Origin of the sequence: Methanomicrobium sp. W14 (assembly GCF_017875315.1) — an archaeon.
In the GTDB taxonomy this organism is placed as follows: Archaea; Halobacteriota; Methanomicrobia; order Methanomicrobiales; family Methanomicrobiaceae; genus Methanomicrobium.
Window position 1 is genome coordinate 46440 of sequence record NZ_JAGGMM010000003.1, and the last position, 22696, is coordinate 69135.

A 22696-nucleotide genomic window follows, 5' to 3' on the forward strand; every position below is an offset into this window, starting at 1 on the left:
AAAAAAATATTATCTGGAATAATTATCTGTATAAAATTGAAACAAGAAAAATTGTTGGAATTCATTTTTATTTTTCCCATTCCAGTTGTAAATTCCTCCTCTCTGAAAGTAATGATTGGAATTAATCAATTCAAAAATATTATCCCTGGTTACACTTTCAAGTGGAATGTCGATACCTGGATATTCAGTGTTTATATGAACACACCCCGATGGAGAAAGCATGAAATATGAATCCAGCATTTCTGCAGAACTTTCAAAAACAGGGAATTTTCCATTTTTCAACCTAATCTCCGAATTACGTTTTTTATAATTATTAAACTCTTCATCAGTAATCGAAAATAACTCGCATGCTTCATCATTTTGTCCGGGAACGTGCATGAACTGAAATACTTTCCATCTTTCAGGATTAAGTTCGTTTATTAATCCCCCCATATATTCATTTATTGATAATTTTGTAACGGTTGTGTTTATTTTTAATTTAATTTCACATTTTTCTGCTAATCTGGCAACCTGAATTGAATTTTGAATATGTTTGCCCAAACCCCTGCCTAGTTTTTTTTCTACAATTTCTGAAGCTGAATCGACTGATATGCCTATCCAGTCAAGATAAGGAGATATTCTCTTCAGTTTTTCATTATCAACAAGTGATCCATTAGTCACGATACTTGTTGTAAACCCCATTTCTTTGGCTTTTTCTACAAGTTCAAAGATTCTTGGACTCATGAAAGGTTCTCCACCAACAAAATTTACTTTTTCAATTCCAAGATCGTTTAATTTTTCATAAATATTCTCTGGTTTCAGAGATGCTTCCATTTCTCCTTTCATTTTTTGAGTACAACAAAACTTGCAATTGTAGTTGCATTTCGAAGTGAAATGCCAGTTTACTGAACGGATCATCTTATTGAATGTCATTTTATCTCCATACCGGGTAAAGCTGTAGAATTTAGGTCTATAGGCATTACCTCAATGATAGTTTTAATAAATACAGATAAAATTAAATTTAGAAATAATTTCCAAAATTAGAAATAATTTTATATTTATGATTGAAATTACTTTTATGATAGAACCAGAGGAAAAACATATTCATATTATGGCTGCAGGGGCCAGTATAGAAGAAACTTATCGTCATATTGTGATGAATATTAAATCTCCTTATGGAAAACCAATTGATATAACCTATGTCTTGATTGAATCTGATGTTCTCAAAAATAATAATGATCCCAAAAAAATCAGAATTAAACAGGCATATGATAATGTCAGAATCCTATCAGATCAATATAAAATAGAATATTATCCGGCAGAATTTGATAAATTAGATATTAATTCTATAAGAAATGCAATTGCTGACATTAAACTCAAATATCCAAATGCCTATTTCTCATTTAATATAACCGGTGGAACAAAAATCCACACAATAGGACTTTTATTAATGTCCATTTGGTTAATTGGTGATGCTTATTATGTATCCGAAGATTCAGAAATTCAGAAAATTTCAATTCCTAAAATGTATGTCGAAGATGTATCTTCAAATCCAAATTATATTTCAATTTTAAAAATATTGTCCGGGAAAAAAGAAGGAGAGTTAAGGAAATCTCTTGAAAGTAAAATGAGAGAGTTATATCGACCTGTTAGAAATACCGGAGATAAAAAAACAGACAGAGTAATGCACGGAGGTACCCTTACTAAAATGACTGAGGTTTTAGAAAACTGGGAATTAATTCAGGAAACTGAGGTCTTTAAAACCAGTATGAAAGGTAAACAAAAAAGATCTGTTAAATCGGTTAATAAAAAAGAAAAACGATTTATTATAACAGAAAATGGAGAACTGGCTTTAAAATTTGCTTTAGCTAATAATAAATGAATGATTTTGTTGATAAAAACAGAAATGATTTCCAAATATGGTTTTATTAAATCTCTGTTTATTATTTGTTATCAGGAAAAGGAGGTGAAAATAAGTGAGTAAAAAAGCAATGACACCATCAGCGGCTGGACGCATTCAGTCCGCTGCAGCAAAGACGGGGAACAATTCAGGTTTTGCATCAAGAGCACAATCTGCAGCTGCTAAAAACAGTGGAAGCGGGAAAAAATAAAACAAAATTACATCAATTTTTTTCTTATCAATATGCTCCAAGTATCTGATTTTTTTAGGATTTTATAGATTTTCGGGAGTCATTTTTATTTGAATTTAAGGTGAGTTAACAAGAAGAATCAAATAATTATGCTTTTAAAAAGAAAAAAACTATTTTATCATCATAATCTCATCTGACATTCCGCTCTGAAAAACTTCTATCCATTTATTATTTTTGCTGATAACGGTGCTATTCAATTTTTTAGTATTAAATGAGAATAGAGCCATATCATTTTGCAGTGATGATAAGACTGCTTTTCCATCCGATATTGAATGTAATTGCGCCTCTATTATCCATGAATTTAAAGTCTCTGAAAGGATTTCTATATTTATTCCTTTTTTATAGCATCCCCGCAAATCTGTTTCTTCTAAAAGATTCCAATAATAGAGTGATCTTATAACAAATTGCGTGTTCCTGTCAACTGTCTGCCTGTCACCATAATATTCTTTGGTGCGTTGAATTATCTGCTGAATTGTAACATTTTCCTGTAATCTAAGAAGCATCCCTATTTGTTTTGAAACATTATACCAGAAAGGATAAGCTGCCGAGAGCATGCAGAAATGAATGGCAACCTGTTCATCTTCAGATGAATTTTTTAGAAATTTCAATCCGGCATCTCTGAATGGCAACAGATCTTTATCAGGAACTACCCAGATTCTCATTAACATACTGACTGAAAAATTACATGCTGTTTCACTGCGTTTCTCAAAAACACCTCTTCCCATTCTCTCAGAAAGATATTCTTTTAGTTCATTACGGATTTCTTTTTCATTTTTTCCTTCAAGGAGTAGATCAGATGTTTTCTGCATCCATTCGAGCCTTACAGATTGTTTTATTCCAATAATATCATGACGTTTCATTATTTTCTCCCTTAGATACTGAAATAAAAGGCACTATTGTTTCATCTATAGAAAATCCCCCGTGAGAAATTGATTTGATTCCTCTTTTCGCAAAAGATGAATCTTTGAGAGCAAATAATGGATAAAAATTATTGGGAAGCCCTGGTGTATCCCATTCTATTGCTAATTCATATTTCTTTTTGATTTCATCACGAAGAATTGAATTCTTATAAACTCTCACACGTTCTCCTTTATAATCCGATATCGCTCCTTCGGAGGGATTTCCAATACCTGTGCTCTCTATATTTCCATGATCTGAGGTTATCCAGATATTGAAATTATTTTCAAGAAGGTATGAGATCATCTGGTTTAAAAATCCCATTTTTGACCACTGTTCAATCTGATTGTGCATTCCCTCTTCACCCAGCTGCATTCCATGCATAATGTTATCAATTGTATTGATTACAAATCCTGCAATAGTGGTATTGTGCAAATTGAAATCAGATTCTAAGAATTCAGCAATATTTTCGCCGACCAGATTTTTTACATATGATATGCTTTTACCAGGTAACCCTGCATCTTCCCAATAATTTGACCAGGACTTTGCTTCACCTGAAGTAGTGGTTGTGCTATCGGGGAAATAAAGTGGAATTTTCCCGGAAAAAATAGCCTGACGTGAGATACTTGTCAATGTTGGAATCCATGCAAAGATGGAGTTTTCATCGAATTCAAGTTCTGGGTTCTGAGACATTAGTACTTTTTTTATTGTAAACCACTGGTTTAATGAGAGTCCGTCAATTACAATCAAAGCAATTTTTTCAGAAAGGTTATTCTCACGCTGACGCTGGAGATATCTTGGGATTTGATTTACAATGACAGGCGGGACTGGGGGAAGGTTAATTATTCCCTGATAGCGTTTGAAAAGCCATTCTGAAAAAATTTCATTGATATTGTTAGAAATATCATTGAAACAGTTTTTAATATCAGGTGTTATATCAAATTTGGTGTTATGGTTGCAATATATGAGTGATTTGAGCTCTGCATATTCTGACGCAAAAATAAGCCATCGCGAATGGTCGCAATCGGGTTTTGGAATAGAGTGTCTTAGCTTTTTAAGCCTATTTTCAATCCTTGAAATGAAATCTTTTTGTGTTTCATCTTTTATTCCAAATTTCACCAATGTGTTTTTCAATTTGTCGCCTTTTTCACATGATATTGGCTGCAGCTTTCCTTCAGCGAAGAGGTCATCAATATATATTCTTACCTTATCATCATCGAACGGCAGATTTGCAGGTCCGGGGAATTTCAGACCATATGGAGATTTTTGCGATTTGATAAATCCTGCACCGGTTTCTTCTGGGACCTGACATGAATCTACAAATAAGGGCCATCTTTCCTGTAAGAATTTGAAAAAAGAATTTTTTTCAGAGAAAAGGATTTCGAGTGGCCATTCTTTGAAGATGCTTGTTTTTTGCAATATCTTTGTTATCCGGAGTCTGAGGATTTGAGGAAGATTTATTTCTGAATAATGGATTCTTAGAAGAAGATTCAGAAGCTGTGGAATTGTACTTATGAGAGCAGGTTTTATCCCAAAGACATTCTCAAGTATGTAATCTTTTGTAGCATTGTCTCCAATCCTCTGGGGTGAGTTATTTTTTTGTGATTCAAATAAATCATCATAATATTTTTTGTCCAGTTCTTCTACAACAGGACTGCTAAAATTTGGAAAAAGTTTATTTGTGCTGAACGATAATTTTCTGCCCTTTTCGTAGAGATCATATGGCAATCTTTCAAGATCTGATTCCTGCGTTCTTAATACAACAACAAGGTCTGTTGTGATTCCTTTATCCCATAATGATCTGTATTTTGTTTCATAGGCATATCTGAAGGATATGGCATCTTCATACTCAATAATTTCAAAACCTTTTTCACGCAGTCTGGTTACTAAAAGCTCTTCAGTCAGCAATCCGTCAGGATCGGCTACAAGAGTAAGTTTACTGATATCGGTTATGAATTCACTTAGTATGCTGTCACGCCAACCCATTTTAATTCCGGCCTTTTGCAATTTTTAATATAATCAATGGTTTTAGATTTGGAATAATTAACTCTGCTGAATTAATTTGTTTTCTCCATAATTCTTCTTCTTTTGAAAGTTCTCTTAAGCGGTAATTTCTGACTTCCGGAAGCCCAATTTTTTCTATAGCTCTTTTTCTTGAAGAAAATGAAGTTTCAGCACGTATTTTTTCAGTCTGTATCTGTTGTTTATGCTCTTCTTTTAAGTCACCAAATATTGCTTCGCCTGATAATTTTGCTTCCTGAATTATTTTTTCTATTATTTGTGCGGATGCTGTATTTTGAATTAAATTTGTTGTATTGTAGTACTTTGACATCAAACAGTCCCAGATAAAGTGTGCAGTCTGTCTGTAGCTGATATTTTCTTCTGATAAAAATACAGGCATGTATTTTTTCTTTCCTGATGGAATAAACCTAAGGGATTCCATGTAATCTGATTCTTTCTCATATGAAAAGCTGATTTCAAAGATTCCCCAGTACCCTGTCAGATCTCCGGGTAAATCAGGGATATTTATTTCAAGTATCTGGTTTTCTGTGATGTATTCAGGAATTTTGCTGATAATGCCTCTTATATGAGGTTCCTGAGGTGTGAGGATAATCTGTTCTGATCTGGTTTTGTTTATTTCTGTAAATACTGCATTTTTATATCCGGTTCCATCCGGCCAGGTTATATTCCAGGAGTCAAGGGTTTGTTTCGCAGTGCCATTGTGTGAGAGAAGATATGATACTGCCATTGTTTCAAGCCAGTATGAGAAAGGATGGTCTTTTACTTTTTTTGATAATTCTATGTCAGGAGTATCAGAAATTCCGCCAATAATTGAATTTTTCCTGATATCTTCTATCTCTTCCTCTATCTTTGATACAGCCCTGTCAACTGAGGATTTAATAGTTTCCGGATTTTTTATTGTTTCAATGAAGAGGTCTTCAAATATTTCTCCGGCAATTGCAGAATCAAGTACATCTCCGGTTTTATCTACACCGAATTCGTGATAAATTATGGCAAGTTTTTCTTCCAGAACTTCTCTTACCCTGAATTCAATTGAGTTTTCAAATGTAAAGTTTATAGCCTTTACAGGATGATTCTGGCCGATTCTGTCAACTCTCCCGATTCTTTGCTCAAGTTTCATCGGGTTCCAGGGGATGTCATAGTTAATTACAATATGGCAGAACTGGAGGTTTAAACCCTCACCACCTGCGTCTGTAGAGATTAAAAACTGGGCATTCCGCATGAATTTGTCCTGTGTCTGGTTTCTTTCTTCAAGTGACATTTTGCCATTTAGAATTTCGACTGTAAACCCACGATCTGTAAGAAATTTGCTCAGCATCTCCTGTGTTGGGATAAATTCAGTAAAAATCAGTATTTTTAGATCAGAGTCTTTTTCTTCTGCTCTTAGCCTGTAGATGAGATTAATTAACTCCTCAGCCTTTGCATCCGGACCTTTTTGTCTGCAGTCACCGGCTAATTTAAGGAGTTCTTTGACCTTGTTGTATTCATTGCTCTGGGTTTTATCTTTTGATTCAACAACAATGTCAAGCAGTTCCTGTCCGTCCAGATCATAAAACTCTTCAGAGAAATGTAAAACATTTGGTTTATTTTTTCCATTTCCTGCTGAATTCTCTGTTTCTGCATCAGACAATATGTCAAGACGGCGCTGCAGTGTCTTTTCAATTGCCGCTGTGCTTGATGTGACAAGTCTCTGCATAAGAACCATTAAGAATCCAATATACTGCTTGTTTTCCTTTATTGCTTCGTTGTACCCTATTTTTATATATTCAGTTACTGCATCGTAAAGTTCTTCCTGGTCTTTGTGTTTTTCCGACCATTTAACAGGATAAAGCTGTGTATATCTCGGTTTAAAGAGAGGATTTCCGTCAGAGTCAATGGCATTTCTTTTAACTGTCCTGATTACATAATTGCTGACTTTTTCCTGTGTTATGCTGTCAGGATCCGGGAACATTTTATTGTCAAGAAGTGAAATCAGCCTGAAGAAAGATTGTGTTTTTCCCTGGTGCGGTGTTGCTGAGAGAAGAAGGATGTATGGTGATGATTCGGCAAGGCCTTTTCCCAGTTTATAGCGTGCGACAAGATCTGTGCTTCCTCCAAGCCTGTGTGACTCATCAATGATAATTAAGTCCCATCCGGCACTTATCAAGTCTTCATAACGGTCTTTATTGTACTGACTTATTTTTTCATTTGACCAGCCCTTTCGTTTGTCAAGAGGCTTTACTGAGTCCATTGGGGATATTACCTGATTGAAGACTGTCCAGGGATTGATCTCTTTTCGGAATACTTCAGGATTCATTTCTCCGTTGTATTTTTCACCGATGGAAGGAGCGACTTTTTTTAGTGTCTGAATATCTTCCGGAAGCAGTATGCTGAAATTTTCATTGAAGTGAGTTCTCATCTCAGACAACCATTGTTCAGTCAGGCCTTTAGGAGCAATTATAAGAATTCTTTTAATAAGGCCCCTTAATTTTAGTTCACGCATTATAAGGCCGGCTTCGATGGTTTTTCCAAGCCCTACCTCATCTGCAAGAAGATATCTTATTCGTTCATCTGATACTGCTCTTTTTAGTGCTGTAAGCTGATGAGGGAGCGGGATTACGTTAGATTCAACAGGTGCAAGAAGAGTTTTATTGCCTTCACTGTCAGGATTTCCCTCAAGAATATCGGAAATCTTTGCAGCCAGTGCAATATATCTGAGATAATAAGAGTTTATCTGTGTGTTTTCGCTGCTTAGCGGTTTTAGTGTTGATTTAGGAACAGTTGCAATATTGTTATTATCAGGAAGAATTATTTTGCAGGTTACGTTTCCCCAGAGTTCTGTTTCCTCAACTATTTTGCATGGGGACTTGTGTGTTGTGCTGTAAAGCCATTCTCCGAGTTTCATGGTTAATTAAATCTCTGCTGGCCTATTTTTGCGGCTAATTCCTGTCCGGAAATGTCCTCATATCGTTCTTCAAGATGCTCACGCAGTCTAAAAAGCCTCTTTGTTGCAGTATCTATTAATTGAGAATAGGTAGTGATTGTTAATGTACCTCTCATTACATTATCTCTATTTAGATCTTGTGATGATGTAGTGAGTTCTTCATCAATAATATGACCTACTAAGAATATTTTAATAAATGGATTTCCGATAAGACTTTTAAGTCCAATAAAATCCTCTGCATAATCCAAAGCTTGGCTCCTTTCCTTTCTTTTTAGTCTTGATTTGCCCTTTTTAAGTTCAATAATTAATAATCTGTTTGTTTCGTATAGATTTGTTTTATCATTTAAAATTTGAGTTCCTGTTATTGAAAATGTCGAATCTGAAAGAAGGACCAAATCAGGCCTTTTTTGTAAATTAGGAATTTTTAAATCTTTAGTATCTGTTTTAAAGATTGTTTTCACTGCTGTCTTAATACTCTTATTTGAAGTATATTCTGGAGAATCAAATTCAGGGCCAAAAATCCATCTGGCCTCAGTTATAAGAGGATGTAAAACATGAAGCTCATCAACATCTTTATCCCCGGATAGTTTATCTATAGCTTCAATTACAGAAATTCTCCTATCAATTTCATCAAGTACAGAGAGAGCATCCTTAACAGTCCATTGTTCTAGCAATCTGTTTAAATCATCAATGTCTTCTTCTGCCATAACAGATAATTTTTGTAAAAGTTCTTTTCCGCTTCTTGAACTTTCGAGGTTTATAAAAGCTCCAAATATTTTAGATTGGGTATTTAATGGAATAGTGTATGTATCAGCTGCAATATGATTAATAAATTCATCTACCTCATATTTTCCCTGACGAGATAAGTTTGAGATTTTATCACTATATTCATCATATACTTTATCCCGTGTATCTGAGACGTATTCTGAAGATATTTCAAAAAACCAATTGTGTATTTGTTCAGCAACTTTTTCATATATATGATCCATCTCGCTGTTTTTTATAAACCCAGACCAGTCTTCCTTAACATATTCACTTAAATCATTGGTTTTGATAATGACAGAATATTTTTTTGCAAATTTAGTCCTGCCATCAATAACCTGATTTTTACCTAATATCCACGATGGATCGCCTACAAGACGGTTATCCTGCCAAAAAGCTATTCCCTGATATAAAATCTTGCTATGTGCAATTCCTGATTCCAGAAGAAAAATTTCAAGAGATATATCCTTATTTATCTCTAATTTTACTGATTTAATTATTCCAGGATGTTTTTCAAGTGTAGCGGTGTTTCCATTTATTGTTATTGTGAATTTTGGATCGTGCAAAAAACGAGCAGAAATGGTATCAATAATAAAATTAGTTTTTGGTAAATTTTGGATTACGGAAACTTCTAACCTTGTACCATGTTTATCTGAAACTTCTTTTTTTTCATTTTTAATTATAAAGGGATGTTCTTCATTTGAAGTTGTGATAGTAAATATTGTCTTAGTCCCTTTTGAGCATGTAATTACTGTATATTCATCATTAAAACAAAGCATCCCATGTCGTCCTATTCCATTTTTACCATAGGCTTTGCGTTTTTCTTCTCTGCCCGGAGGAAAGATTACTTCTTTTCCCTGATGTGCAATCCTGTTGTAACCCAGAGTCATCCATCTTTTTCTAAATTCTTCTGGAGTAAGACCGGTTCCATCATCTTCAACTACCAAAAGTTCTCCTTCATTTTTTGGAATAGTAATCATCACTTTAGAGGCACCTGCATCCCAAGCATTTGCAACAAGTTCAGTCAAGGCCAGATCTGGTCTTTTAACTAACTGACCTAAAGTTCTTACAAGATAATTTTCTTCAAAAAGAGGTTTCTGGATATATTCTGTCATTTATTCCCCCGTATATTTATTAGTCTTTATCAAAACAGGCATTAAGTTGTTCTTATATCATATTCTCATAGTTAGATATTTCTCGTTTATTAAATAAAATTAAAGCATTTAATCTTAAAACTAATATTTAATTATTAGATTCTTCCAAGATCCATATCAATATATTCTTTTTTATTATACTCAATTTCCTGAGATACTTCTTTTATAACCTCAGAAAGAAAAGTTCTAACGGGTCCTGGATCTGCAGATTCTTTTAATTCATTCAAAAAATCTCTTCTGTTTTTTAATTCTTCAGAGATGCCGTTTTTTCCAAAACTAACTCCTCCTGAATTTATATTGTAATAAAAAATTCTCTTTGCTTTGTCTTCATTTTCTGAAGGTATGGTTTTCTCTAATATTTTAATTATTGTTTCCTTTGTAGTCCTATTAAGTGGAAGAGCACTAAAAAAGATTAGTATTTCGTTTGCCTTATTCTTTTTTAGTAATTCTTCAATGCAATCTTCTAAATATAATTTATCTGTATTTGAATTTTTGAAATGACGAGCTAATTTGATTTGACTAATGATTTCAGATTTAAGTATTTTACCTTCATAAAATAATTTGAATGTCTCTTTGATAAGTAATCGAAATTCTTCATAGCTTTTAAGATTAATAAAAAATGGGATCTCATATGTCAATAGAATATAATAATCTTCATTTTCTTTTTTTTCCTCAGCTCGATAATGGATGAATTTGACAATTTCATTTACATCAGATAGTGTATAGTCAAGTATTTCTTTAATATGATAATTATTGTGAAATATAGAGAAATCTGGAATCTTTACTAATGTTTTTAAGATCTCATTTTTTAATTCATTTTCAGATTCTTCGGGAACAATTCCACAATTTTGTTTGAGATTATAAATTACAGGGATATATAAATGATCTAAAAAGTTACTGTTTATCTCTTTTTGATTATTTAATATATTTATCAAATGTTTTTTTAAGATATTGAAATTTCCACAATTCTTTGACAAATACCAAATGCAAGTAATAATTGATTCATTTACTTTTAGATTGTCTATTTCTATAAACTTCTCTAGCCATAGATCAACTTTTTGACCGTCCAGCGAATTAAACGATATTGCTCTAATAAAAGATATAATTTTATCAATATCTGTTTTTTCAGAGTCAATTTCAGAAAAAATATCATCTGCAATATTTTCTAAAAGAATAGGATCCTTTTTGCATAATTGAAGATTAATTATCTCTTTTATTTGAGGTAAAAGCAGATTCCAATCTTCACTTTTTTCATGCAAATGAAAAAACAAATCTGGATTCTTTACAATCCATATTGATAGGAGATTTTCAAGATTGTATGCATTGATTTCATATTCTAATGAATATGCTTGAATTTCTTTTAGGAAAGTGACAAGTGTATCTAAATCGTGATATTTAGAATTTAAGTAAGATTCAACGATTAATTCTGGATATTTATTGTTCTTTGGATTAAAATTGGAGTGTAATTTCTGAAAATACCATTCATTTCTTTTCTCTTTTTCGATTGGAACTTCATTTGGATCAAATTTTAGGAGTTCAATACCAGAATGAAACAGATATCTATGGAAGATATATTCATCAGTTCTTGGGAATTTTATAAGTAAATTTTCAGATTGCTCTGAACCCTTTATCTCTCTCCACCACCATTCAAAAAGTAATTTCTCAATATCACTTAATATGCTATAATTAGTTTCATTAGTTAAAATTTCAGCGATTACAGTTAGGATTTTTTCTACTTCTTTTGCTATTTCGCTCATCAATGAGAAATCAGATTTATAAAAAGGTTGATTGATATTATAACAGAGGCCAATTCCTTTTCTTTTGATTATTAAGGAATCGCTTATAATCATTTTTTCAATAATTGAAATTGCAAGTCCACGTGTTTTTATTACAGAAGGTGTATTTGATAATTGAATTCTCTCATTTGTAAAAGTCATTCCAGATGACATATATGTTTTATGATGTTGGATTTCCAAACTTTTTGATATTGCTGCACCAAGTGCATCTATAGAGAATTGATCGTTTTCATCCAATTTATCATTTAGAAATATTAGTGAGCTCTGAATAATATCAAATGATTTTTTTAATGGTGATACCATTTCTCCAATCAATGATTCAATTTTATAATTATTATAACGCCCATCAGGAACATCTGAATTTACCTTTTTAATTAGATTATAAATATCTTCGAGTGGCAAATCAAGATCTATTAACTTTTCAATTATTGGCCCATAATTATCCATAGAGAGGGAGAAATTCATAAAATATTCCGGTAGTTGTGGATCTAAAGCAGGAAGGGGTGTATTTATATATGTATATATTAGATTGAGGGATTCTTCGGGAATTAAGTAACAGAATCTATTGAGTTCTTCTAAGGCATGCATTCTTTCATATGCAGGAGTATTTTTTGCAGTTTCTATTAATCCAACAACCCAGTCATTATAGATTTCTGTAATGTAATTTTTTTCAGTATAATGAGAAACGGCCTGCAAATTGATAAATGATTTATTTCTATTAACTTCTTTAATGGATTCAATCCAGGATTTCAACTCACACGTACTGTGAAGTTTATCAATTGTATAAGCAAGATAAAGATCACCTTTCATATCAGGATTAAATCTTATTGAATACCCGGGTTTACGGAGTATCCCCGTTTCAATTAAATTATTAATTATACGTTTTATATCATCTTCTGATATATCATATTTATTTGCAAATTCCTGTAATATTGATTTTTCATTTTCTCTTAATGGGGCTAATAATGCTAAATCAGCTAGAAAAAGTCTAGACTTAGAGTCTCCAATTTCTGGTGATATTACTCTGATTACATCATACTCAAGTTCAGAAGATATTTTTTGCCAAATATTTTCTAATTTGATGTTGGGCTCTTGTTTAATTATTTTTCCTATAGTCACTATGAGATATGGATTATTATAATGACTAACAATTTGATCTTCATGCTTGTAGGGTTCTTTTCCAATAACAGTTCTTAATAAATTCTTTAATTCATCACTATCCCATTCTTTTATTGTACATTCCTCTACAATTTCATCGTATCTTCCTTCAATCAATAATTTATCAATTTGGTAAATTCCGGCTGTTCTTGCTGTTAGGATCAATTTAATAGTCGAAGGATTATTTTTAGCATAAGAAAACAAGGCTGGTAATTCCTCAAAATAACGATCAGAGTCATCAAATAATAAAGTATATTTTTGATTTTCCTTTAATTCGGATAATAAAGCATCTTCCATATCCCGAAAAGTAGGTTTGATTAATCGAACCGAGTATTTTGATTCTTCCTTGTCAATCGTAGTTGCAATGGCTTTCATAATATGAGATTTACCATAACCACCGGGAGAATTGAATATGAATATATTTTTTGATTCATTCTCTAAAAACTGATTAATTATCTCAATATAATTTTTTATTCTATTCGATGAAAATGTCTCTCTGGAATTTAATAAATCTGTTTCGTAGACTGGAAAATATTTGTCATAACTTACAAATTTAGGGTTTTTAATCCATTTGTCCTCTTTTCGACGTATCTCATCTAAGGCATCTTTTGCAAGTAGATTGTTATTTAACCTGATCTCCTCTTGGAAACAAAATTTAGCAATTCTGATTAAACTGATGAATAATTTGTGCCCTAATTCAGGATCTAAAGTAATTTCTTCAAAATTATAACCGGATAAAATATTTTCAAAATCTTCTTCCAAATCATTTAATTGTTGATCATTTGGATTGACTATCTCTTCGACTATTGTTTTTACAGGTTCTGATCTAAAAAAAAGGCTTAATTTATCTGTGTCTGTTTCAGGAATTGCTTCATAAAATATTTCAGTTTCAAGTTTTTCTTTAAAATCAGAATTAGTAAATAATTCTTCCATGTTTTGATTATGAAAGATTATATCTCCAGATTTTTTGGCAATCGTGAGACCAAGGGATATCAATATTGAACTTATGATCTCTGCTACCATCTTTACTCCCCAACCCTCGTCACAGCCTGATCGTACCACATCAAAAGCTTTGGATCTTCTTCAAGAACATTCGTCGGAATCCTCTTTGCAATATCAATAATTGTCTGATATTCCTTCTCCTGCCATGCCTTTTTAAAACCGGCTCTGACTGACTCAATTCTGAAGATTTTAAGTTTTTTAGTATCCTTCTTATAATCTTCAAATTCCTTTAAAAGTGCACGTTCCCTTAACTTTTCAAGATCTGACGCACGGTTTGGATCAGGTACATACCACCTGTCTGCAGCCTTCTTTTTAAGTGAAATGTGATCATCTGGAAGTCCCTTGAAATCCTTCCAGTTAGCCCTTAAGTAACTGATAATCGATCTTGGAATATCTCCTTTACCATCAAATTTCAGGAAATTCTGCTCGAGAAGAACTGACAACTCAAGTCCTTTCTCATTTTTACTCCATCCCATCTGCGTCTCCTGTATAAATTCCGGATGGATCTCCTGAAATGTCTTTGGCCTCTCTTTTAAATGAAGTCTTAACCACTGAATTGCGGATGCCTCATCGGTTACAAAGAGTGTGGTTTGTGCAACAGATGCACCGGAAAGCTTCTTCTTATCATATTCAGAGACCTGCTTTGACAGGAAATACATCCCGTCACGCTCAGGGAATCTCTGGTGAAGCCCTTCCTGAAATTCCTGAGTAGAAATAGGCACAAGATATCCACGTCTTACATAATACGCAACCATCTGATCGAAAAGAATTCTTGGATCTCTTTCAGGTATATTTACAAGCTCTTTGCCCTGCGTTTTTATGACTGGGAGATACTTCAGGTGTGTCTTCACAAAGTCCCAGACACCTTCATCGGTCTGTGCTTCCCCGACAAATCTTTCCTCAAAACCACCGTTTGGTTTGTATGCCGAAATTACGAGATCCTGCTTAACTGCTGTTGTTGTTGTAACAGCCTTGAAACTTCCCTGTTTTTTATCAAGTGCCGATACATTTGCTACAATAAATCCAGCATCAGAAAGTGCTGTTTGAATACTGTTCCATACTACAGAACTTGTATTGGAAAATTCAACAGTCATCCAGTGTCCGGGTTTTAAAATTCTGTATGCCTCTTTGAAGCATTGAGTCATAAGTTGCCGGTATTCTTCTCTGCCTTTTTTCTGAACAGAATTTTCTATGGCTTCCTGTTTATTATTCGTAAAAATTTTTAACCATGACTCCCAAAGGAAGTTTAATTCAGAATACATTAAATTTGAACCAAAAGGAGGATCAAGAAAGATATAATCTGTACTTTCTTTTGGGATTACAATATTTGTACAGCTTTGTACTGACAGGATATTACTTGCAGTATTTATTGCAGTGATCAAATCAATTAATTTTGAATTCAATTGTTTAATTGCATTGTTTTCTTGAGGTGTTGAGCAAATGTAATATGTTCCAGAAGTTGTACCACCTTTAGCATTTGTTCTCCATCTATACATCCAACTAAGATTTAATAATGTTGAGGTGACAACTAAATTTAATCTTTGGTTTTCCACTAAAGATAAATATTTTGAGAGAATTAGATTTGAGCGAAAAGGAAGAATTTGATGAATATATGCCATTTCTAAATTATTTAATCTTCCAATTTCTTTACCATCAATTATTTTATTTGTTGGGAACCAGAAAGGAATCTTAAAAGAATCAATCATCTCAATTAATGACAAATCAAATTCATCAGGTTCTTTTTCATGTCTCTTTTTTCCGGTTGTGTAATTGATCAGAACAGGGACCTGTTTTGCCTGCCGGATGGTCTCACCAATGGCATCGTCATACCGTGTAATCCATGACCGTTCCAGATTTCTTTTTGTGAGCAGAGATGAACAGTGGGGGCATGGGAATTCGTCCCTGACTTTTCCTTCTTCCTTGTCAACGGCCTCTTTCCAGAATACTATCTCCTCTGCACATTCCTGGCAGACGAATACATCGGACCAGACAGTATAGTTTATCCTTCCTATTTCATTTTTGTCCGATTGGAAATCTTTTGAGCTATCTTTCCCTGAAATCAGACTCTTTATTTTTTCAACCGAACCCGATTTTGCCGCATCGGTCCAGGTATTTAGCGTATCTTCCGAAGGATTGTGAAGAGTTGTGTACATCCATCCACATTCCTCCTCAACCTCTGCAAGTATCCGGTTGGCTTCCTTCTCAAACTCTTTTACATCAACCGGCGTGTTGTAGTTGTAAGCTATAAATGTCGCAGCCGGAGATAAATCGTTTAAAACCGCTTTTCGTGCTCCAAGCTTTGAAAAAGGAATCCATATCTCTTTATCTTCCTCTTTTGAATATTCCTTTTTAAGAATTGTTCCATCGGATTCAACACGGTAGCCAAGCGATTCGACAACAGAACGATCACCGCACATTTGCGCTGCAACACCTGTCATCCCCGTTCCGCAGAATCCGTCAAAGACTATGTCACCCGGTTCTGTGTAATGGAGAATGTACCGCATAATTGCTTTGTGCGGAACTTTGGTGTGATATGAATGTGCATTATAAATTGGATCATTTTTGCCTTCGGAGACATCTGCTGCAAAAGGTTCACGGTGGTATGGTTCTTCCTCTGATTTCTTTGGTTTTTCACTCTCCCATTCAGAAATGAAATCATTTATCCATGGGTTAGGGCAGGCAGTATAATATGGCGGATCTGAGAGTGTTAAAATATCCTCATCTTCTGCAAGAGGAAATCCCTCAATTGCCCTAAAATCAGGATCCTTTAATTTTTCCCTTAAAATTTTAGTAAAATATTCGCGCCTCTCTTTTTCGGATGAAAAAGTCTGACCGAGACAGGTTATTGTATCCCCCCTGGTTTTGGTATCAGAATTATTGTGTATTGTAGTCTGTTTTCCCATGAACTTACCTGATTTAGATCTTATCATTGTCAAAGATAAATTGTTTGGGTTTTGTTATCGAAAATAAATATTCACAGAGTTTTTAGATTTTTATTTTAAGAAAATTAGTTAGATTAAAAGACTATATATCCTGATTTTTTACCATAATGTAAAATTTTTGTTATAAAAACGTCCGTGAAATTATATTTCATGCACCGGTTTCATGTAAGTTACGAAGTAACTTTCATGTAAAATTAAATCTAAGCACTTTACAAGCAGGATACAGGAAATAGAGAAATATAGATCAAGTAGTGGTCAAGTAGTGGTCAAGTAGTGGTCAAGTAGTGGTCATGCTTAAAATTCGAACAAAAAAAATAGATTATATTCAGATTATTGCTTTTTGGTAGCGATATATCCCATACCTTTTTCTGTTGCAGCATACTTTTGCTTTGGGGAATTTGGTTTTTGGGGATTCATCATTTTAATCAAACCCTGTTCAATTAAAGATAGTATAACCTTTTCCCTTAGATATGATCTGCTTTTAATATCTACAATTTCAAGGATTTCTTTAAGAGAGCGTGGAATCTGACAGGCTAAAAGTACTTTATATTCGGTTTCTGTCAAAATTTCATTGTTTTTTATTATGGCTTCCTCTCCTGCTTTCACATTTAAAATATTATCATCCTGACTAATATTTTTTATATCTTCTGCAATTCCTTTTTTGATTCTCTCATAAATTATTGAATTAATTATACGCAAAGATAGCTGGAATCTGTTGTCATTACCGGCAACTATCAGATCTTCTTTAACAAGCTTCTCAGTAATCTCCTGACATTCACGCCATTTCTTTCCTGTTACTGCCCTTACATCAACAAGTGATATACTGCCTCTCTTCACAGCCAGAACAAAAACACGTGCTTCATCGTCTGAAAGGTTAAATCCGGTTTCCTTCTGGAAAGTTTTTATGTCATCAAAAAAAAGCTTGTCCTTAAGAAGAATCAGCTCAAATGCCTTCTTATCCTTGTAATTGTTGATAACAGGAGGAACATTTCCAAGTTCGCGCCAGTTATTGAAAATTGACGGCACACCGCTGCCGGCCTGCTCGGACATCCCGATTCTCCTGAATGCACTTACAATAGATGGATTTCGAACCTCCTTTTCAGTCGTTTCCAAAAGTTCCTTCTCATCTGTATAAGAATCACCGGGATTCCAGAAAACAGTCCTGTTCTTATAAAATTTAATCGAAGCCTTCCTTCCATGATCGCCATAATCCTGATGAATCAAAAGATTCATTGTAGCTTCACGAAATGAGATATAATCAGCCGGTTCATCATTTCTGCGAAGAGAAATTTTATCTACCGAAAACGGCCTGTCAGCCATCCTGTGATATTTCTCAGCCAGAATTATCCATGCCTGAATAAGGTTGCTTTCAATTGCAACCCTGTCATGCCATCGGACTTCAGATGACCAGTCATCAAAATCAAGATCAATTCTCTGATAATCTACAACAATCCGGTTATTAAGAATCAGGCGGACATACTTATCCTTACCAAAAATCAACACACCTGCACGTGTGGGAGCAAGTTTGCCATCCTTCTCAACAAGAAAACCAAATTCAGAAAGAAAATCCACATCATTTAAAGTTTCAGATCTGCCAGGATTTTTATAATTATAGAGATTTCTGTAATACTGAACAGATCCCTCATCATAGAAAATATTAGAATCAATATCAAAAAGAGGTTCATTGTCATATTTAGTATCTGAAGAATCACGGACAAACCGTTTAACTTCTTCCTCAGTGCATTTCTGACTGCAGCCGCCACTTCGGATATAACACTCACTCCAGTTCCCATTTAGAAAAACAGGTTTTTTATTGCGTGGCGATTCCGGAATAAAAAATGCCAGAATATCCTTATCCTCAAAAGAAAACAGCTCCTCTTCACATGTGATAACATGATTGAATTTCGTCCTGGATCTCAGCACACCTAAAAAATCATTCTGAACAGAATCTACATCCAAAACTCCGACAGGCTCAAGACTGCCATTTTCGTCCTTAATCCCAAATATTATCCATCCGCCTTTTGTATTTGCAAAAGCTGAAACTGTTTTATATGTCTCAGCCGGCACTCCCCTTTGCCCTTTTTTGAATTCAAGATCATTCCATTCATGCTTGCCAAGCAGTGCAATAATATTATCTCTCTCCATTAATTCACTCCAGAACAAACCTGACCTTTGACCTGTCCTGCCCCTTGATTTTGTCATCAATAAAATCATTAAAGACTTTCTTTAACTCATCAGGAGTTGCAGCGCCGCCTGATTTTTTAAGAGCACTAAATACTTCATTAGATGTTATGTTAATTCCCTTAAGACCTGATAAAATTCTGTCAACTGTCCCTGTAAATTCACTGTCAACGTGATTTGGAAGAATGCCTGTTGAAATAAAGTCTTCAACTGCTTCTGCTTCATCGGCATTTAACAATTTTACAGCCTTCAGTGACATTGGATCTTTAAGGTTTGTATGAAGAATTGCTGTCCACTGTTCTAGGATATTATCTAAGTCCTCATCAAGACTATCCAGAATAATTCCTGAGGAGATATTTCCAAATTCAGATTTTGCTTCAACAGACGGCCTGAAACCACAGTGAGGGCATACCGGATTTTTATCCAGATCTTCTTTTAATAACTCATAGCATGTATTAAGACTGCCAAGCTTATCCCTGAAATCCTTAATCTCCTTTTTTGGAATTAGAGATATAACAGAAAGGGCATCTGCAGTTTTTAATCTGCTGTCATTTATCAGTGCATTCTTTCTTCCATCCTCATTCATTCCAAGCCTGGCACTTGAATGCAGCTTTATGTAGATATTGATGTAATTTTCCTTTAATTTATTAAGCTCAGATGATAACTCCGAAGCATATCTTTTCAACTCTTCCGGTTTCATACTGCGAATATCATTAATAACCCGTGATTTAACGGAATCAGCAGTTTCTATCCATGTATTATCGTAAGGCAGAATTTCTTTTGCTGTAGTTAACCATCCGCAGATCTGCCCGAATTTACTGATATAATCAATATAATTCTTTAATTCAGAAACAACTCTGTATTTACTGCTTATATCAGATATATCGGAGACACTGTACTTAAAATTCTTAAAAGAGCCTGGAGTCTTGTAGTTTTGTACAGATTCAAAGAAATTCTTTGCCGCATCTAGAGCAGCAATCTTCTCTTCAAGGATTGTTTTTGATATTAAATCTTCACCCCATAGAGTAATTCCCATTGAAGTATTCTGCTTGATTTCAAGTATCTCCTTTATCCTTTCAGAAGCTTTAACCTGAATATCTGCAACTACATCATCTTTGCCCTGTGATAAAAGCTGTCCCTTTCCCGAAGGCAGGTCGAAAAGTTCACAAAGTGATTTTAATACAGGCAGATTCCATTCTTTTGGAGGTTCAATATGTTTAAAGTTGATGAGATCCTCAACAGAAACCGAGGCCAGCTTATCAACCGAAGTTGAATCAAATTTCTGGCCGGGAATTGCCAAAACTCCGTCACCTGAATAGACAATTGCAGAGAGCAGAACAACAACCCATTCTGGTTCAAGCCTTGCCCCTTCAGGGTCCATATACTCAAGACCCAAATCATCATTTAGAATTTCATTGCGGTTTAATACCTGTCCGGCTCCTTTCTCTCTCATCAGATTAAGAATAAATTGTACATATCGGGATCTTTCAGGAGCAAGTCTTTCACCATCAAGAAGTTCAAGTGCGTCTGAAACTGCAATAGCTTGCTTGGTCCTGGACTGGTTTGCAATAAGCCGCAAGGCATCTTTTGCAGCCTGTTTTCTACTGTCATTGCGGACCATTACTGAAAAGACAGGGTAGTCAGGAGCTATATCTGAAAAATGCGGTTCAAGACATGTTCCTGCTACAGTATTAATCAGGTCGCGGAAATTGACAATTTTCTCTGAACCTCCTGTGGAGAAATCCTTTAGTGACCTGTTGGATTTCCATTCAACCAGCGATTTTGTTTCACCCTGATATGTTATTTCATAAGCTGAGTACAGATTTTTTGAAAGCCAGCTAACTAGTTTTCGCAGATTCTCTTCTGCTTTTGAATGATATGTTGATTTAGCTGATCCTGAGGATGTTCCTGCAAGTTCACCTGCACCTGCGTATTTTTTTAAAGCTAACAGAAATTCAGTATCAGGATTTTTCAGCCTGAAAAATACCTCATCTGATTTCTTTTCATCCTTAAATTTAGGAGGATCATAAGGTTGGATGAAATAAAGATAAAAATCACGTTCCGGAACTGTTGTTGAACGCTCATTTGGAACACCAAAGAAAAGATATCCCATTCTTGATGCACGTTTTTCATGCCATTCAAGCTCATATTCCCATATATTAAAACCGGTACGATAAGTCTGGGTTGAACATTCCATCAGCTGACTTAATGCAGAAGCGTAATACCTGTCAAGAATATTGTCATCAAGAGTCTCAGCTTTCTTTTCAATTATGGCATCATAATCTTCGGTCTTTTTTAAATCCAGATAAAATTGCCGGTTATCTGGATTTGAAGAGATAAACTGACCGTTTACGGTCTTATGAATCTCTCTTAAAACAGTTTCAACGTGTGATAAAAGATCATCGGCGGGATCTCCTCCAAGTTGTGCTATATTACTATCATAAAGGCAAAGACTGTCCCTTAACTCTTCGGGAGTTGCCCCAACTTTTGCATAAATATCACCCGTTGTAAGTCTGTGGACAGAAAGTCCGGCTATAATCCGAAGGGCAATTGGCTTATATAGGGGTTTAGTAAATGCCTGTTCAATCCTCGTTTTAAGGACATCACTACAGTCAATAACTTCTCTTACTTCAGGAATTGTTCTTATTGATGAATTATCCGTAAGAACTTTCCAGTAAGAATCATATGCAATAAGACCTGGCCTGTCATCAGGTAGAGAATCTTCAAGAATATTTCGCATACTCAATGACAGAGTCTTTAATACCTCTCTTTTTTCTACAATAGTCACATGTTCAAATGTATTGATATAATCCGGGTGAACAGGAAAAAGGCTAACAAAATCATCCATCCTTTCATTCATATCACTATAATACATAGCAAAAGGAGAGAGATATTCCCTGATTTTCTGCATCTGATCGGCATTTTTCTTTAAAAGACGATTGGATACAACATATTTTACATCATTTCTGGCAATATGGACCTGTTCAAAGCGATCTTTTACTCTTAAAAGACTGTTCGCAACAAAAGAGAAGCGATCATTATCAAAAATAGCCTCTTGCAGTCCTGCAATAAACCTGAACCTGAGTGACTTTGTTATTTCACCTATCTCACGTAAAAAATTTAGATCCAGAATAAGTGCCTGTTCTTTTCTTGTTCGCAGATAATCGAGCAATTCATCCACAACAAGCAGCAGACCTTTATCAGGATACTTCTGGTGGAAAAGAGACATCATCTCTTCAAAAGAACTGATATGATTTGGAATTGTATTTGCAGGGGGGAATGAATAATTTATACCATAATTTCTTAATTTCTCTTCAAGTTCGCCCGTAATTATGTCACGAAGTGACATTTCAGATGCCCCTATTTCACTTCTGATTGCAATGAATTTTCCTGCAATACTTTTTGCGGACTCTGAAATATCCTTGTTTGACAATTCTTCAAGTAATGTTTCATCCTCGGCTATTGATGAAATAACAGACATCAGGTGAGACTTACCTGTACCATAATTTCCAACAATAAAAATACCTTTATTGTCACAGGGAGAACCAAACTGAACCTGTGGAAAAACAAGAGATGTTAATCTTTCAGACATCTCACCAGAGATAACATAATCTCTGACTAACTGAATTGCGGTAGATTTTTTTTCAGAATCAACAAGTTTTATTACTGACTCGATTGGTTGAAAATTAATTAAATCCTTATACTTCATTCCCATATTCCCCAAAATAAT

The 22696-nt window shown here is 34.4% G+C and carries 10 protein-coding genes; 1 reads left to right on the top strand and 9 read right to left on the bottom strand.

Annotated elements, in window-relative coordinates; all coding sequences use genetic code 11:
- Nucleotides 1–9: 9 nt before the first annotated feature.
- The gene (locus tag J2128_RS09555) at nucleotides 10–912 is read right to left on the bottom strand and encodes a viperin family antiviral radical SAM protein (protein WP_209690990.1); all 903 of its coding nucleotides are present in this window, start codon (nucleotides 910–912) and stop codon (nucleotides 10–12) included.
- Nucleotides 913–1039: 127 nt separating this feature from the next.
- Here J2128_RS09555 and J2128_RS09560 point away from each other — a divergent pair, with 127 nt between their 5' ends.
- Nucleotides 1040–1861 carry a hypothetical protein gene (locus J2128_RS09560; RefSeq protein WP_209690991.1) on the top strand — a complete coding sequence of 274 codons (822 nt, stop codon included), beginning with the start codon at nucleotides 1040–1042 and terminating at the stop codon, nucleotides 1859–1861.
- 378 nt (nucleotides 1862–2239) lie between these two features.
- Here J2128_RS09560 and J2128_RS09565 read toward each other — a convergent pair whose 3' ends face one another.
- The 8 genes from J2128_RS09565 to J2128_RS09600 form a co-directional block, all read right to left on the bottom strand.
- On the bottom strand, nucleotides 2240–2989 hold the full coding sequence (locus J2128_RS09565) for a hypothetical protein (protein WP_209690993.1): 750 nt from the start codon (nucleotides 2987–2989) through the stop codon (nucleotides 2240–2242).
- Nucleotides 2976–5012: a BREX-3 system phosphatase PglZ gene (gene pglZ, locus J2128_RS09570; protein ID WP_209690995.1), complete on the bottom strand. Its 2037-nt coding sequence runs from the start codon at nucleotides 5010–5012 to the stop codon at nucleotides 2976–2978. The genes J2128_RS09565 and pglZ overlap by 14 nt, the downstream gene beginning before the upstream one ends.
- 1 nt (nucleotide 5013) lies before the next feature.
- Nucleotides 5014–7932, bottom strand: a complete 2919-nt coding sequence (locus tag J2128_RS09575; RefSeq protein WP_209690997.1) for a DEAD/DEAH box helicase — start codon at nucleotides 7930–7932, stop codon at nucleotides 5014–5016.
- A 2-nt stretch (nucleotides 7933–7934) separates the two neighbouring features.
- Entirely contained in the window at nucleotides 7935–9848 is a 1914-nt protein-coding gene (locus J2128_RS09580; protein WP_209690999.1) for an ATP-binding protein, read from the bottom strand.
- A 134-nt stretch (nucleotides 9849–9982) separates the two neighbouring features.
- Entirely contained in the window at nucleotides 9983–13864 is a 3882-nt protein-coding gene (locus J2128_RS09585; protein WP_209691001.1) for a hypothetical protein, read from the bottom strand.
- Between the two features lie 2 nt (nucleotides 13865–13866).
- The gene (locus J2128_RS09590; RefSeq protein WP_209691002.1) at nucleotides 13867–16746 is read right to left on the bottom strand and encodes a DNA methyltransferase; all 2880 of its coding nucleotides are present in this window, start codon (nucleotides 16744–16746) and stop codon (nucleotides 13867–13869) included.
- 369 nt (nucleotides 16747–17115) lie between these two features.
- Nucleotides 17116–18930 carry an RNA-binding domain-containing protein gene (locus tag J2128_RS09595; protein WP_209691004.1) on the bottom strand — a complete coding sequence of 605 codons (1815 nt, stop codon included), beginning with the start codon at nucleotides 18928–18930 and terminating at the stop codon, nucleotides 17116–17118.
- A gap of 4 nt (nucleotides 18931–18934) precedes the next feature.
- A complete protein-coding gene (locus J2128_RS09600) occupies nucleotides 18935–22675 on the bottom strand; it encodes a DUF6079 family protein (protein ID WP_209691006.1) in 3741 nt (1246 codons plus the stop codon).
- Nucleotides 22676–22696: the final 21 nt, after the last annotated feature.